Here is a 16,584-nt window from a genome sequence, read left to right on the forward strand (position 1 = left end):
ATGGTATGTTGGATTTCAGACATGCTCTGAACTGTTAATCACTTTAACATTTGAGGGTGAAGTATTCAGAAATTCCTGAATTGTCAAACCAAATTCTGATTCTTTATCTTCAATCTGTAAGTATAAAGAATCCATAGCACGAGTGGTTGCCATAAGTATCCATGTGGCTGCATACATTTTCTTCCGATCTTCATTTGATAAAAACATATCAGCTGTAAGAACCTCTGTTTCATCGCCAACCAGATATTTCTCTGCATCATCTTCTTCAGATTTCTTATCAAAGAACTTATCGATGGAAAAACACATGGCATTCCAGGCTTCCAAACCCCGGCAGGATTCGTAAAATATTACCCTGAATTCATCAGGTGTGGGCATACCATTTTCGGATTTATCATGCCTGGTACCATCCCAAAATTTAATGGTTAAATCCGACGAGGGTCTGTTTTTCAGCAGGTCCATTTCATCTCTTTCATAAAGATGGTCATTCTTAATATTACCATACTCATTTACCAGCCCGATTTCTGGTTCTGAGCTATTAATTGTGTACTTGATATGTTCTAACATGATTAGAGTAGATTCATAATGGGTACATCCATGTACCTTTGCATTCTCGTTTAAACTTGTTAGAGCTTTTGCGATATCTTCATCTGACAAATTATTCCTGAAATCTATTATCAACTTACCTATATCGGGATTCTCTCCACCTTCTTCTTCATAAGGTTCAAGGTCTAAGTTGATTTGATACTTATTAGCAACAAACATGCAGAATTCAAGAAGGTGCTTTTTTACTCGATATGATGTGTTCCTGGTTCTGAACTTTTCAGGATTCAAATTCTTGCCTTGTGAATATTCCCAGTTACACAACTCCATATGCCTTATTAGCTGTTCTGTACCACCATTGGCTATCACAATATTTTCAGAACCAAATACCTTCACTAATATGTCTTTTTCTAAGTAATGGCAATCCTGTGCTTCATCCACAAAAAGTGTTCTGGCACGTCTGAAACCGCCAATCTTTCTATTCTTCTTTGTTACAAATGCACTCTCTAAAATTTCATTTTTATCATTATAGTGTTTATCTGAAAGGTTTAGTACTTCATTTAAAAGCTCTCCTCTGTCTTTTATCCCTTTGTCATTAAAATAGTTCTCGGGATTTTCAATTTGATCCAGTGTATTCTGAAGTACTCCATAATAATCAGCCAAAAAAATTTCATTGGTCGCAGTTCGTTCTAAAAGTGTTTCCTGTCGCGTAAAGAAATCTTTAAAAATCTCATCTCTGGAGTCTACAAATGATTTGTGGATATACCTGGAATACCGTACCAGATCAATACCTAAATCTTTTGTTCCAATATCGAAACTCGGACTATTTTGAATGCTTTCCAGGAGCTTTTCCGGCTCACTTAAAAGGTGTTTGTTGTTTTGATTTCTCTTAATGAATTTAAACAGTACTGCTAATCTCTTCCTGAGTGTATTCTTCAATTCAGCGATCCGGTCTTCTGACATTACATGTAAAACTCCAAGGGACTTTGAAACGCGGTAAAAGAATTGATGTAACGTCATCACCTTACTCTCTCCAAACTTTTCAATATCCATTTTGTTTCTGTCACCTATGGCTTTTAGTGATTTAGCCAGGTCAAAAACAAGTAGTTTGTTGTAAGTAAGAAATAGCCCATTATTTCCTTTAGACAATGTTTTAGTCATAAGGGTAAGGAGTTCAGAAGTTTTTCCAGTACCTGCCTTACCACTTACTATGATCAGTGATTTATTGAGATGCTCATCTTTTTTGGTGGATCTGGCTACCTTTCGGCCAATACGCTCTATTTTTTTCTTTGTTAGATAACCGATTTTACTATCTAATGAAGCTTGTTCAGTTATTATCTCGACATCATCTGAAATATTTTTATATGCATCATAATCGTTTGAATTTAACCATCGGTAAGTAGAGTAATAATTCTTATAAAAAACCTTCTTGAGATACGATTCGAGTCCGTTAAAGCTTAAATTATTACTCGTAAAATGGTGTGGTAGGACAAACTCCTCTTTATTCTTAATCAAAAACAAGGGATGAATATCTAACCTTGGATCATTTAACCTACATTTGGTCTTCAAGTAATCCTGTAGCCTGTATTTAATACCATTTACCTCGTGTTCATAGTTAACCCCAGCTTCATTTATCAGTAATTCTCCATCCTCAATTTTAATATCCTGATCTTCAAATCCGTCAATAAAATTCACGGACATGATCAGGTTTTTTATATAAACGTTCCCTGAACTTGTATTAATACGATAATAGTTTCCATATATATCTTTAATAGCAATTATGATGAGCAAGTCAATTAAGCTCTCTTCGGTTACAACGACGGGAAAATTGTTATACAAGTATATCTTGGCCTCAGTACAGGTATTCTGAAGTCTGTATTTTATATCAGCTTCAAAAGATTCGTAATCGAGATGCTCATTTTGGCCGTTTATCGGTGTAAACTCAATTGACATATTACCATAGTTAGATCAAGGTGCTCTCACATAATCAGTAAATTCAAACTCTTTTACTTCCTGATTTAATTATCTATCTGGATACCTGTTGAAGCTTCTCTATCAGGAATAAATAATAAGTTCATACACCCTTATTATAGTAATCTCTTTTTAAAAATAGGCCAATCAACCTCATCCTGAATTGCTGGAACTAAAAGAACATCAATTAAATAGTCCCTTAGCACTAATTCATCTTTGATTTCATTAATATTTTGAACGATTTGTTCTACATATTCATCGATATACTCAGGTTCAACTTCTTTTAGCAAAAAGTTTACTGGAGCATTGTCTGTTTTCCATAGATATTTATCAATGTAGTGCTTGATTATGTGATCATCATCATACTGATAATCCAAACCATTGGTAGCTATCAACAAAAACATTAATTCAAAAACATGTGCTTTTTTTGGATTAGCGCTGACATTAAAACGCTCTAAGTGGGCTTTAGCAGCAACATTTATCGGATGTTCATTAATATTTCCCTCTAAATCACTCACCTAATTCTCCCCCCATCAATCCAGTCAAACTCCTTCACCTTCTTTTTCTTCTTTTTGTCGTTGACGGATTTGATCTCTTCTACGGCTTTGCCGAAGAGGTTGTAGTTGACCAGCACGCCATCGTCGAGATCCATTTCTATCCGTTCAGAGGCTAAGGGGTATAAGATTTCTCGTTCGTAGGTTTGGCAGTCGGCGATCATTTTGTTGAGTTTGTCGATTTCTTTGCTTGCCTGGGCTTTTTCGGAAGCGGAACCGGTGTTTTCCAGGTGCTGCATCTGCTCCTTGCGGGTTTTGAGCTTGTTTACAAACTCCCGCAGGTAGTTGTTAAGGATGTTATTGAGGGTATCCTGCGTGTAGCGGTGCATGTAGATGAGCACGCTGAAATGCCCTTTGGGTGAGGAGAACTTCCAGTAAATGGGGCGTTTGTTGTATCGCTTGTAGTGATCCGTGTAGAAGGTCTTATCGAAGTATTTACGGATATCATTGTGGGTGATATGTTCCTCAATAAACGCCAGGTTCTTCTGGAAATGTTCTTCCCCGAAGCTTGTTTTCAGGAATTCGTGGAAACGAAAAACGATATCGTCCTCAAACCACTCATCGTCTAAGACGGGGATGATGTTATCGTCATCGGGGAGGAAGGTGGCTTCTGCTTTGGATTTCTCCACCTTCTTGAGGTAGTCCTCCAGCGTTTCACCCTGATTGGCTAAAATGAGCCCATCTTTATCCAGGCTGTAGCGCCCAAACATGCAGCCTACGGCATAGCTGATAAACTGCGCAAACACTTCTTTGTCTTTGAACGGCAGATCGGGATTCCTCCCTTCTGATTTCTGTCTTCTGAGATCTGAATCTTTCTTTTTAAGCTTTTTGGAATCCAACTCTTCCTGTAGAATGGTTATCTCATCCAGCGGCACCTCTGGAGTGAGTTCTTCCTCCAAGCCGTAGATCTCAATAAACTGACGGTTCAGCTCTTCTTCGTTTTGGTGGAGCTGAAAGAATTTGTTGGTCCAGTATTGCCTATAGTGTTCGTAGGCATCTTCGAGGGTGTCGATGCCCCCTTCTTTATTGAATCGGATCAATTCGTTTTGTTGAAAGTCCCACGAGGTTTCTCTGGAGTTCCAGTCTTTCTTTGCAATCGCAACATTATTCTTACTTAAATTTTCAACCTCTTCATTCTTAGTAACAGTAATTGGTAACCTTCCAACATCACCAACTTGGAATGTAAGTGTGGGGCTCAAAATTGATAAAAAGTTAAATGCCACTTTAGAGTTGAGATATGCTAATACAAAAAATCTATCATCATCTTTTGGAAAACCATGAACACTTGCGGTTTCAAAAATACTTCCTCGAGGAGAAAATCTTGCAGAAAAATATCCACTACCAATTCTATTCCATTCTAAAGCGGTTTTAAAATATTTATCACGATTAATCACCCTGCCATTAGACTTTACCTTTACCCCTGGTGTATTATCAATGTAATCACAAATTCTTTGCCCTTGGTTACTAAATTCAATTACTAATTCTCTCTTGCCAAACCATTTATGAAATCCGCCTCCTTTATTAACAGGGAACCAAGTAAATTGATCCTTAATAGTGTCAGCCTCGGCTTGTGCTTCAAAATCAATATCACTATAAGTTATTTCTGACCAATATCTTATAAAAAGAGAGTTGTTAGTAGTAGCCAGCCCTTGACATGGACTAATTGCCTCTTTAAGAGTATTTAAATTATCAAAACTTTTGATTTCATTTTCAGACAACCAATATCCAATTGGACTACCCGGTATTTTTTCAAAGTCTCTTTGAAGTGCATTATAGTACCATCCACAATTAGGATTTTGAATAGCCTCAAGAGTTTTAGATGATTTAAGAGATGAACTTCCAAAATTGACTAACCTGTAAAACTGACCCTTTTTTCCTTTTTTTGTATTAAGTAGCGTGAACGATACATTTTGAACTACTTCTCCTCCAATTTCTGGAAATGTTCGGGGACCTAAGTGTAATAGTGTATCAATAAAACTATCATCAATAATTTTTTCTCTAATTTTTTTATAACTACTTAAGAACATCCAATTTTGTTGATTGATCATTCCAAGTATTCCTTTTTCTTCTAATCCTTTTAAACCACACTCCATAAAACAAGTCATAAGATCAGATTTACTGTCCGAATAATTGGCTTTTACAAATTCAGAAAGCTCTTTATTCATATTCCCACTACCCATATAAGGAGGGTTATCCACCACACAGCAAACCTTGACTGCAAGCTTCTTCAGAGTTTCCAAAGCAATCATCAACTGCTCCAGCTTCTCCTTTTCAAACAGATCCGCTGAATCCATTGCCTGTTCACAAGCTGTTTTGGCTTGTTGGGTCTCTTGTAATGAGGCGTGAGGAACAATCAACGAACCAAAGTTGGTCGCTTGCTGCATGTTTTGGAGGTCGTGAAGCAGTTCGTCAGAAAAGTCAACTCCTGTACTTTTCAGCGTGTTTTTTATCTCCTCATCACTCAGCGTCAGATCTTCAAAACAGGTAATATTGGGTTCAGGTACCTCAGACTTACGAAAGAGTCGCTGTTGCTTCTCCCGTGCTTTCATTAGAATAGCGAGCCCCGCCAGTTGGGCTGCCCGTTCATCAATTTCAAAACCGTGGAGGTTGTGTTCAATAATCAGTCGGGGAATATCAGACGGGGCATAGCCTTCCTCTTCATAGATCTTATAGAGCAGTTCAAAGCCGTACACCAAAATGTGTCCCGAGCCACACGCCTGGTCTAACAGCGTAAGCTCTTCGGGTGTGTCAATGGTGAGTACATCCTCCGACGTCACCTTACTTTCAATGTAATACTCCATGTGCTCCTTCAGACGGGAGTTGGGATGATTCAGCACCCACAGCTTACCTACCGTATTCTGCACCATGTACTCCACAATCCACCGGGGTGTAAAGAGCTGGGTAGCTGCGGGAATTTCCTCTTTCTTCACCTTCCCTTTGGAGGCAAACACCTCATCTTTCTTCTCCGAGATGTAAAACTGGTAGAGCCATCCCAGAATTTCCACCTGATGGCAGTCTTCATCGGTCATGCCATCAATCACATCCTGCACAATAGAGAACTCGCTGGTGAGGTCATCGGGTAGCAGGAGTTCCGTATAATCATCAATGGCTTCAAACAGAAAGGGAAATATAGAATGCAGGTGGTTACAGCTCGCTACCAAAAGCCGTCGGTAGGCTTCATTTTCAGGGTTGGAGCTGGATGTACGACCATCCAGAATATCCATCACCTGTTGGGTGTTTACCTTCAGCTCACCGGGAATATGTCCCGCCATCGCTTCTTGCAAGATCTGTGGAGACACCTGTCCTTCTTGGGGAGTGAGAATCGCCATCTCCAGCGGCTGGTAGCCACGGGCATCCATATAACGCAATGCCACCAGTCGGTTAAACCAGGTATAAGCAACCTTATCCACCAACGCTTCCCTGCCCAGGGTATCCAGTTCCTTCTTCAGCTCCTTCACCGTCTGCGCTTTCCCCCGAAGCTCTGAGCTATCCGTATTCAACACATGCTCCAGCTTTCCGTTTACCTGTTTAAGCAACTTACGACGTGTTTCCTGAGCGAATTTTTTGAGTTTGTTGGTGTTCATAGATTGTAAATCGTTTAATCTTCTTGTGAAAGTTCAAATATTTTGTACCAGTAAAAAAATGCTTCCGGATCGGATTTTTTGAGCTTGTTGACCCTGGTATTTATCGGCTCTTCAATGATCCAATCTTTCATGTTGGTGTCAGAATCGAAGCGCTCAATGGAATCAGAATCTTTTCTTAAAAGAGTAGCCATGTATGCCGCTTTCGTTGCGTGAGTGATCGCTTTTTCAAGGTGGTAACTTTCCGAAAAAATAAAGCTCTTAATGCGCCGAATCCCTGACTGAAGTTCATCGAAGTCGGCCTTCCCACCTTTTCCTCTTGTAGCTATGCTGAGTGAGGTTTGGTAGATATCTTCAATGACATCTTCAGGCTTCAGTCCATCCTGATCCCGATAGGCCAATTCAGCAATAGCAAACTTGTGGAAGGTCTCCTTCACTACCTGTAGATCTTCGGCCACATCAAACAGATTGCCAATATCGTAGAGCTGTTTGATGATCTCCATACTCATGCTGTCATCGCCCTTGAAGTAGGGGATACCCGTTGTATTGGGAGCGAATGCTGTGAGTTTATCTCCAAGCAGATCTTCAATGGACGGAATATCCACCATGAGCGGATTTCCGGTTTGAGGTACAAAAGGAGACTTCACCGGGAGCTGTTCCATCTTGGTGTAGTTTAGATCCTCGAAAAGAATATCGAGCAATACATATTCTTCATCGCCGCCGGAAGGACGCACCGGTGTATAATACAGCTTGTAGTGAGCTTTCTCGATATCGGACCGCGCACTGCGTTCCTGTAATTCAAACTTGGTGAAGTTTTGTTCTTCAACCACTGACGTCAGAATTTCGTCCATGTTGATCTCTTTATCCGGAAGAATAATGTCGATATCGATGGACAATCGTTTCGTAGAATTGAAATGAAGCATTAATGCCGTTCCGCCTTTAAAAACGAAGGAGAGGTCCTGCTTCACCAAACCTTCCAACAGCAACAGGGCACGAATTACTTTCTCGATGAGCAGAGGATCGGCTTTATGCTCCCCGGCTACCTGCTGTACCCATTCGTCTGTAAGTTTTGATTGGTCGATCATATCAAATGTTCGGCACTAATCGTTGTTTAGTGCCAATAATTGGAGGTTGGTTAGATAATTCTTGAGTTTTTCTTTCCGCTTTCTTCGGTCTGCATATCGAAGGAGCGTTTTTTCATTAATGGAATATTGATTGAATGCTTCCTGGAAAATTCGTTTTCTCTCTACACCTTGGTAGGGTTCGTACAACTCCGTATCACAAAACAGATCTACCAAAATTTTTTCGATCGTTACAGTTGTAACATTTTCAATTTTCTGCAACGGACTCTCTGAGATCAGAGTCTTTACAATGATGGTATGCTCCTGGTCATAGAGATAGTTTTGGATAATTTCTTTTCCTGGATTTAAATAGACCTGGAATTTTTTACTTCTCAGTAAGTTGAATACAGAACTGGTTACATCCCGCTCCGTTTCAACGATAGTATTAAAATTTGAGGGTTGGTGTAACATCAAGTGGTTTAGAAAAGAGGTATCCCATACGCAAACTTCAGCATAGGGCAAGTCCTTATCTATACTTTTAAAAATTGACTTCAAATGGTGGTCAATCTTTGGAGTAAAATTCTGACTTTCTCCAAACTTAAAGACACCCTTACCGATTCTTGTTAAAACCCCTTTCTGTACCAACTCATACACCCGCCAGTTGATCGTAGATTTTTTTAAGTCCTTTTCAAACGAACGGTAGAATTTCGTGATATCACTTGTAGTAAAGTGATCTTTCGCTTCAAAATGATCCTTGAGTTCTTCAATATGTAAATTGTAGTCTGCGAATGCTTTAGGCTTAAACAGTTGAATTCCAATTATTGGCACAATTTACAAAAAGTGCCGATAATTTGAAATTAGTATTTAATCCAATACAATGTTGTGATTCTTCTGAATATGCTTCACCATCGCTTCCCGAAGTGACTTCAGGTATTCGTCCACATCTTCTTCTGTTTCCAATTCCTTCTTGCTAAACGACGTATGAATGTTAGACTGCTTGATAAACTGTCGCTTTGGCTTTTCTTCCTCTTCAGGCGTGGCCAGGTCAATCATCTGGTTCAACTGTTCTGTATAAACATCGCCCAGATTGGTTTGAATATTCTTCAGGTTTCCTATGTACCGCTCACTCTTTGCCTGCTGCTTCAATTGATGCAAGGGAGCCAACACCTGTTCTTTTTGCGATCCTGAAAGTGCTGAATATTCGTCTTTATTCGTCAGATCAGAGATTTTCTCTTCGATACTACTGAGCGTACTCTCTTTTTCCTTGTCAATCGCTTTCTTCACCCGGCTCTCGATAGAATCCATCGCCTCTTTGGCCTCTTTCATAGAGTTTCCTCGGTAGGGAGTAGGATCTTCTTTCACCTCGGAAATTACATTCTTCTCCTCCGCATCGATGTAATTGAAGTTGGCCTGGTTGTAGCCTTCAAATTCTCTCAGCCGATCATAAATCGATCTCTGTCCGCTATGCATAAACTGCTTGACGGGATCAAGCACATCCTCTTTCAGGTCAAGGATTGTATCCTCAGCATCCCCAATAGATGTGATCAGTTTGGCATAGTCCATCTGCTGCAACTTCTTCAGCTCGTCAAACAGCGGCTGAAGTTGCTTCATAAAAGGATAGTTCGATTGTTGGGCGATAAAGCCGCTTATCGTTTCCAGCTCATCATTCAGTTTTTCCTTGAAGTAGTTGGCGGCTTCCTTCGCTTCGTTATGAGGATTTGATTCATGAAACAGTTCCTGGTGAATCTGTCTGAGTTTACGGATCTGTCCCTGGTCGAAATCAATTTGTGGATAGATAAGCGTATTGGCGTGGGCACGATTGTTCATCATTGCATCCAGAAACTCACTATCGTCGAGTACATTCACATCTTGTTTACTCTCGATCTTTCCCCGCTTAAAAAGCATGGCCGTTATACACCAAATAGCCAATTCAGACCACCCATAGGGCTTTTTGGAAAAATGTTCTTTCAAGCTTGTGAGCGTGGTTCGGTCATTCTGTTTTTTCCTGCGCTGAATGAGATTTAGCACTTCATTTTCCGGCGCCGTCATCGATTGATCGTCCTCAACAAAAAGATCATCTTGCTTTCCTTTCATAATGCTCTTCAGGCGGCTCTCATCATACGTCGTATCTCCTAAGAGCTTTAGCTTACTGTATGCATAGCGAATCAAGTCCTGAAAGGCGTAAATTACTTTCGTCTTGCCATCCCCCGTCGAGGACACCTTGTGCTCGGTTCCATTCATATAGACGGTAGCTTTGGCAAGCATCTCGTCTAATGCATCCATCATTTCTCTTTTCCGCTCTTGATTCTGCTGCCCCTGTTCAAACAAAATACGTTTCACAGAATCTTTGTTGGACGTGGATTGATTCTGTTTGATATACTTTTCGGTCTGAATATAGAGTCTTGCATCCCGTACAATCCGGTCGTGGGAGTCCAGCTTTAGAAGCATATGGGTTTGGTTCCCCATCGAAAGCCCCTGGTAGTAGTTCAGGTCTTCGTATCGTTCAAAATTAGGCGTAACCAGTTCAATCGTCAGTTCTTTCTCTCTACCGTACTGAACGCCATCCACTTTTTTTGTGAAATCGTAATACTGTTTGTTCTCTTCAAATTGAATGCGTGTATCTTTTATAATGCCGTCAAAGAGGAGAGTGTTAAACAGGTCCGTAACCTGGGTAGATTCAATTTCAGTGGATTTAATCTCTTCCTGGATATCCTTTTCAACATCTGTTAAAAATTCATACACATCACCATGGCGCTGAACATAATTTTGCTGTTCCAAAAGGTTTAAAGCTTCTTCCACCTTTTGTTGATGGTTGTGCGGGTTTTCATCCAGATCATTCAGTAGCAGAACCGAAATATTACGTGTTGTGGACTTGAAGCTGTCGTAGTATTTCACCAAAAAGAGAGCTTTCAGAATCCGGATCGCTAATGGTTTATTGGACAAATTCTTCTCGGCAACAATGATTGAGTTCTGAACTTCCGTCCGCATGGTTGAACGCAGTCCCTCGAAGAGCTGGTCAAAACTAATGAGGTTTCGCTCACTGAAATCTTGTAGTCCTTTCAGCACTTCCTGGAATACGCCAAGCATGGAGCGCTCACCAACAGAGGCATGCTTCCCCTGGAAAGCATTGTGCCGCGAAAGTGCTTTTATACACTGCTGGAACAGATCAAACTGATAGGGGATAAATGGGTATTTAGAACTAAACTCCTCTTTATCGTCATAACTTTTCTTGAATTGTATACCTACATCATCAAAAGAGATAAGTGTTGCCAAGTTGTCTTTTTCTGAACTCCACACCGAGTAAAGTTTACTTTCTCCCTTTTCGTTTTTGGCGAGCAACCGTTTTTCAATGACTTCATCCACGTTGGCCGAAGTAAGTGGCATTCTGATTTTGAATCGTCCCTGAATCTTGGAGAAATCATCAGATTGGGTAGCTCTTTCATCACCAACCAAATTACCGAGATCTTCCTGCGAAGTAACAGTGATCCAGGATCGTCCTTTGCATTTCGTGGCCAACGATTCAGCGATGGTTTGAAGGTTCAGCATCAGCTTCGTGTTCTCCGCGATATACTGTCCCACTTCATCTACATAAAAGTTCAGCCTGAAACCATCTTCCTTGGTTTCGATATAGTCATGAACTTTTTTTGCAAAATCCTCGATGGAGAATTTGCTGCGGTCATCCATTTTATCGAGAATATCCAGGTATTTATCAGCATCCTTGTTGAACAACTCCCCACAAACTTCAGCCGTGATATCCTCAACAACGGGATCATGGTAGTCAATGCGTGCTTCCTTCCAGTCTTTACCGGAAGCCTCTTTGAACTTTGATTTGAATGATTCATACTTCCCTTCTTTGGATAACCAAAGTTCGAATTCAGCTACATGCGGCTGAAAGCCATAAAACCCCTGGTGGTCATACAAAACCTTATAAAAGACCTGTAAGATAGCGTTGGCATCCGTTTTTGATGTAATCTGCGCCTGCTGATCAATATTAAACAAAATACTTTCAGACGGGATACGAGTTGCCGCTTTAATATCTCCCTTTAATTTTGCGTCTTCGACCACTTTTTCGGCAAAAAGCTCGCCCAGGTGAGTGCCGTCAATAGATCGGTCCTCAAGAATGTAGCTAAGAATTTTTAACAGGTGTGATTTACCCGATCCAAAGAACCCTGAAATCCATACACCGTTGGCTCCCTCGTAGTTATTGTACTGTTCAAAAAAGTCCGCAATCTTTTGAGATATCTCATTGGTGATAACATACTCTTCAACTTCTTGCAGAATGTGAGTGGTGTCATCTGCTTTAATAACGGTTTCAATGTTGCGGCTGTAGTCCTTCTTGAATAGTTCTTTCAGATCCATGATCAAAGTTTATAGTTATCTATATTAAAAGCCCTGTAGTAATTGTCGTCTTTCAGCAAACCGAAAAGTTCAAGTGATCTCCCCGTGTACTCTCCGGGAAAAAACATTAATGTTGGAACCTCTTTGACGGCACTTTGTAAATTGTTCAAAACATTGTGAGACCGAATATACGGAAACGCTGACCCGACACCGTTAATCAGAAGCAGATCCGTTGAATGGTTATCTACCTGCCCCTTAATGGTAGGAATCAACCGTTCGTGAATGTTGATAGTCGATTCGAGCGCCTTTTTAAAACGCTCTTTGCTTTTCCGCTTTTCAACTGCAAACATTTTCTCCAAACCAAGATGCTCTTCTATAATGTCAATGGAAAGCGTAAACAGGTTAATAAGATGAGGTTCTATCCCTTCGTTTTGAAGCTTCTTGACAAGATTCTGGATCTCGGTATTCACTTCAATTTCCTGGCTTGGATCGTATGTTGAAATCCAGAAAGGGATCTCACCGCCCAACGCATCCATCTTTAAGAAAGCCGGATTTAAGATGACCCTGTGAATATGATCGAACTTTTTATGCAGATCTTCAGTGATCATAGTAGAGTCTCAATTTGGTGTTCATTATATAAGAAGCAAGCCAACCATTTTGGGTGATCTTCGATGATAGCGTTCTCAACTTTTGAATGTACCGTTTGAGGTAAAATAGAAGGATTAGAGATAGAATCAATGATCCCGACTTGCTGCAACATTTTAATGATCACTTGCTTTACTTTCTTCTGAGTTGATTCAGCCAAACGGTCCAGTTCAGGATGCCCCATTTTCTTTTTACTGATAAAACTGTTGTAATCCATTTCAGTCAAGCTGTCATCGAACACCTGTATTTTTTCAGATAGCACCTCCGTTACAAAGTCGTGATAGATGCCATAGGTTTTACAAAGAGCAAGATGGGTGATCTGGTTTCTTTCCGTTGGGTCCCCGTCGGCAAGAATTTCAATTTGGGCAGGAGTAAGAGTTTTTATTCTGTGCTTCAATTCACGAAACTCTCTACTGTTTGTCTCATATTTCTCGCGACCCGCTACCTTTGTGTCAATTTCATCAAGAGTGAAACCATTCTGTATTTGCTGAGCAAGTGTTGTAAACTCCGGGATCATTGCACTGGCTCCGGTAAAAGAAAATCTATACTTCAAGGGTTCTTCAGTTATCAAATTGTTATTCATATACAATCAGGATAAAAAATTTTAGATCAAATCTCGCTCATAATTGAATTTCAAATTTTTGACTTCGAAAAATCCAATAAAACCATAAAATAGCAAGGGTAAACCATTCACAAATAGAGATAGGCGCTTAGAATGCAAATTTGACTAAAAGCTGCGTTTATACTGTTTAAAGGCATATTTTGACGGATAATCAAACAAATAAGGTAGATTTTTATAAAACAGGGCATCATACCTACCAGATATGATGCCTCGACTATTCATCAATAGAGACGCCACTTGGGCGTCATTATAATTGTAGGTATATCAGATGTGGTTTCAAAATCGGAGCTGGATGTGGATTCGATAGAGAGTGTGTATCAAATTAATACCTGTTTTTGATCACTCTAAAATAAAAAAACATTCTTTATCAACTTTGCCTGCCCTCGATAGTATGTAGAAGATGGATTCAGTAATCTGAATAATGAAAAGTTAGTCGCTTTCTTAGAACTAAAATCCCAAGCCTTTGGTAACACGAAACGAGATAAAAAAAGTATAAGTTAAGCTACAATACAATTTTGGATCTAAATAAGAACTAAGAGAATTACTCCCAAGTCTCACTTTTTAATTTTTCTGCAATCTGAGAAGTATCACCGTATTCATCAAGCACATCATTTAAATTCATGTATCTTGCACCTTGAATTCCATATTTACTAACTTTTCTGAAGTTGGTGTTATGCACTTTCTTACCACAAAAGAATCGATGTGACCTATACAGGTCGTGTCCTAAATCTTCTTCTGCTTGTTCAATAATTCCAATCAGTTTTTGATCATAATCGTCAGTATCTCTACCGTCAATGAATACCTTTTTGAGTTCATTTCCATCATACGTTACATCAAATACACTGTCTATTTCCCAAATATAGTGAATACATTTTTGGGTATAGATTCCAATGTATGAGTGTTTTCTATAGCCTCTGTCTGATGGATGATAATAGATGCCATATTTTCCGTTCAAATCATAGCTAACACTACAAGGGACAACTCTCATTAAGTATTTAGATTCATTAGTTAGATCTATATCAGAACAGTAGCTTATATAATCATCTGCAATACGCCTCATGGTCGTTTCGTGTGGGGAAAAAAAGTCTTCAAGTATGTCACAAATTTCATCGTATGTATTACATGAAAATAGAATGTCAGGGCTTGTCTTTTTTAAATCTTCTTTAATAGACTCGATTCTTTTTTCATTGGGTTTCTCTTTTGAAAGAAATAGTAAAACTTTCACCTCTTCATCATCAAAAGCTTCTGCATGCCCCATCAGTTGCTCAGTGCTAACACCAGATCCTAACTTCGACTCAATCAATATTTTGAAGCTTCTTTGAATGATACTTCCATCTGGTACGGATTCACTGGTCCGAGTTTGTTGTTGAAATTCACAACCTAATGGGATATCTGTATCGACGAGATTTCCAAGAAACTCTGAAGCTCGGTCAACTGAATGTTCATAAATTCGAGATATTAACTGAAGGGTATTATTTGTAACTGTGTTTTCTTTTGATGAGTAACGTGGGAAATAGTGAAGGTCGGACATGATGTAATTACAGTTAATGTTGGGTCCAACGAATATTTAGATAAAAATTATTCATTACCGATCTGTTAAGAAAATACTTTTCAGATGTATATTATCGCTGAGAAAATTACTACAAATAACGAAATTCTGAAGGAGAAATGAATTGAAAAAAAGTAAAACAGATTACCCGGATTATGGAATAATTGACTTAAATGAAAGGCCAGAAAGTTATTGGTCATTATCAACTGAGATTTCACATATACTAAGATCAATTAAAGGAACCGTTAGGCGTGATATTGCAAAAAAAATGCTTGAACAGGGAGATCTCAGTAATCTCAATGAATTTTTACTCAAAGAGAGCTTGAATGAAGAAGAAAAATTAGCCTAGGGGAGAATTCATCCTAAAATGATTGGCGGCGAATTTTTACCAGACTTAGAGGAAAATGAGGTTGAAATTGTACGCATCAATTTGGAAAGCGTGACAAATGATCAAATCTCTATCCGGGCGAAGTGGGTTAATAAATTAAATTATTACTCTGTAGTTGATGAATATTTAGATGATGACATGGAGTTTATACCAGCAATCTCCAAAAGTAAATTACCTCTTACCTATGGAGAAATGATTTATTTAATAGAAGAAACAGCATTCGTCGGTCATGCATATGATTTCGCTGGGTTAATCAGATCAACTTGGCTCGCTAACTATGACGTTCATGGTATTGCACCCCCAGATCAGGATAGAGATTTTATTACAATTGAATCAGATTTTTACCCTTTGTTAAATGACTATTATCAGGCAGTTTTTGATGAGTATGTTCGTGAATTCGAGGAAAATAAAATATGAGGAATTCGAGATTTAATATGAACTCAAAGACATTTGAAACTTATTTAAAAGAGAAAATTTTGACAATTATTGTTTAAGTTGCAACATTGATAAATGTATTGGGGAATGGGAATTTTAGTATTCCATTTCTGATCGGATCTTCATTTCCTTTTCTAATAATCATTGGAGTTGGCTATGCAATCTTAGACTCAATTCGAAGTAAAGAAAAAGAGAAAAAAAGACTCTTTATAAATGATTAAGTCAATTCATTAATAAATAATTTTGATATTTGGGGGATTGCCAATGAACAAGTGGTACTATGCAAAAGATAACAAACAACATGGACCGGTAGATAAAACTCAATTAATAAATCTTCTCCAAGAAGGCTCGCTGAATGCAGAAGATTTAGTTTGGTCAAATGGAATGGAAAATTGGGTAAAGATAGGAACGCTATCTGAGTTTGCTGATAAGCTTCAAGAAGCTAATCCAAGAAATGGAACAGAACATAATAGATCTGAGAGTAAGTTTGTAAATTTAGAAGAAGTAAGGTATGGAGGTTTTTGGCTTAGATTAGTTGCACTGTTTATTGACATGATCATAATAACAATTATTACAATCATTCCGGCGATGTTTATGATTTCTGGTGATCCGGATATGGATAATGCAACAGCTAACTTTTTAGGTTTTTTTATTACCTGGCTTTACTATTCATTAATGGAAAGTTCAGGTCATCAAGCAACATATGGTAAAAAACTTTTGGGCTTAAAAGTGACCACTGAAAATGGATATCCAGTAAAATTTGGAAAAGCGACTGGAAGACATTTTTCTAAGATTCTATCAGGTTTAATTTTTGGAATTGGCTATTTAATGGCAGCTTTTACGAAGAAGAAGCAAGGTCTCCATGATATGATAGCTGGATGTATTATTGTAAAGGCTTAA

Annotated in this window: 12 protein-coding genes; 3 read left to right on the forward strand and 9 right to left on the reverse strand. The window is 38.9% G+C overall.

What is annotated here, in order from left to right; translation table 11 throughout:
- Window positions 1–15: 15 nt before the first annotated feature.
- The 9 genes from L6773_RS04255 to L6773_RS04295 form a co-directional block, all read right to left on the reverse strand.
- Window positions 16–2,493, reverse strand: coding sequence for a UvrD-helicase domain-containing protein (locus tag L6773_RS04255; RefSeq protein WP_237852611.1), 2,478 nt, complete (start codon window positions 2,491–2,493; stop codon window positions 16–18).
- Window positions 2,494–2,627: 134 nt separating this feature from the next.
- Window positions 2,628–3,029 (reverse strand): hypothetical protein, encoded by a 402-nt coding sequence (locus L6773_RS04260; protein ID WP_237852612.1) that lies wholly within the window; start codon window positions 3,027–3,029, stop codon window positions 2,628–2,630.
- Window positions 3,026–6,649, reverse strand: a complete 3,624-nt coding sequence (gene pglX, locus L6773_RS04265; protein WP_237852613.1) for a BREX-1 system adenine-specific DNA-methyltransferase PglX — start codon at window positions 6,647–6,649, stop codon at window positions 3,026–3,028. The genes L6773_RS04260 and pglX overlap by 4 nt, the downstream gene beginning before the upstream one ends.
- A 14-nt stretch (window positions 6,650–6,663) precedes the next feature.
- On the reverse strand, window positions 6,664–7,731 hold the full coding sequence (locus tag L6773_RS04270; protein ID WP_237852614.1) for a nucleotidyl transferase AbiEii/AbiGii toxin family protein: 1,068 nt from the start codon (window positions 7,729–7,731) through the stop codon (window positions 6,664–6,666).
- 15 nt (window positions 7,732–7,746) lie between these two features.
- Window positions 7,747–8,535, reverse strand: a complete 789-nt coding sequence (locus L6773_RS04275) for a DUF6577 family protein (RefSeq protein WP_237852615.1) — start codon at window positions 8,533–8,535, stop codon at window positions 7,747–7,749.
- Window positions 8,536–8,571: 36 nt separating this feature from the next.
- Window positions 8,572–12,066: a BREX system P-loop protein BrxC gene (gene brxC, locus L6773_RS04280; protein ID WP_237852616.1), complete on the reverse strand. Its 3,495-nt coding sequence runs from the start codon at window positions 12,064–12,066 to the stop codon at window positions 8,572–8,574.
- Window positions 12,067–12,068: 2 nt separating this feature from the next.
- Window positions 12,069–12,653 (reverse strand): DUF1788 domain-containing protein, encoded by a 585-nt coding sequence (locus L6773_RS04285; protein ID WP_237852617.1) that lies wholly within the window; start codon window positions 12,651–12,653, stop codon window positions 12,069–12,071.
- Window positions 12,650–13,273 carry a DUF1819 family protein gene (locus L6773_RS04290; protein WP_237852618.1) on the reverse strand — a complete coding sequence of 208 codons (624 nt, stop codon included), beginning with the start codon at window positions 13,271–13,273 and terminating at the stop codon, window positions 12,650–12,652. The genes L6773_RS04285 and L6773_RS04290 overlap by 4 nt, the downstream gene beginning before the upstream one ends.
- A gap of 580 nt (window positions 13,274–13,853) precedes the next feature.
- Window positions 13,854–14,843, reverse strand: a complete 990-nt coding sequence (locus L6773_RS04295; RefSeq protein WP_237852619.1) for a hypothetical protein — start codon at window positions 14,841–14,843, stop codon at window positions 13,854–13,856.
- A 142-nt stretch (window positions 14,844–14,985) separates the two neighbouring features.
- Here L6773_RS04295 and L6773_RS04300 point away from each other — a divergent pair, with 142 nt between their 5' ends.
- The 3 genes from L6773_RS04300 (at window position 14,986) to L6773_RS04310 (ending at window position 16,584) form a co-directional block, all read left to right on the forward strand.
- Window positions 14,986–15,210 (forward strand): hypothetical protein, encoded by a 225-nt coding sequence (locus L6773_RS04300; protein WP_237852620.1) that lies wholly within the window; start codon window positions 14,986–14,988, stop codon window positions 15,208–15,210.
- 18 nt (window positions 15,211–15,228) lie between these two features.
- Complete coding sequence (locus L6773_RS04305; protein ID WP_237852621.1) at window positions 15,229–15,666, forward strand: hypothetical protein; 438 nt, start codon at window positions 15,229–15,231, stop codon at window positions 15,664–15,666.
- A gap of 282 nt (window positions 15,667–15,948) precedes the next feature.
- Window positions 15,949–16,584, forward strand: coding sequence for an RDD family protein (locus L6773_RS04310; RefSeq protein WP_237852622.1), 636 nt, complete (start codon window positions 15,949–15,951; stop codon window positions 16,582–16,584).

It is taken from the genome of Rhodohalobacter sulfatireducens (assembly GCF_022012475.1).
Taxonomy (GTDB): Bacteria; Bacteroidota; Rhodothermia; order Balneolales; family Balneolaceae; genus Rhodohalobacter; species Rhodohalobacter sulfatireducens.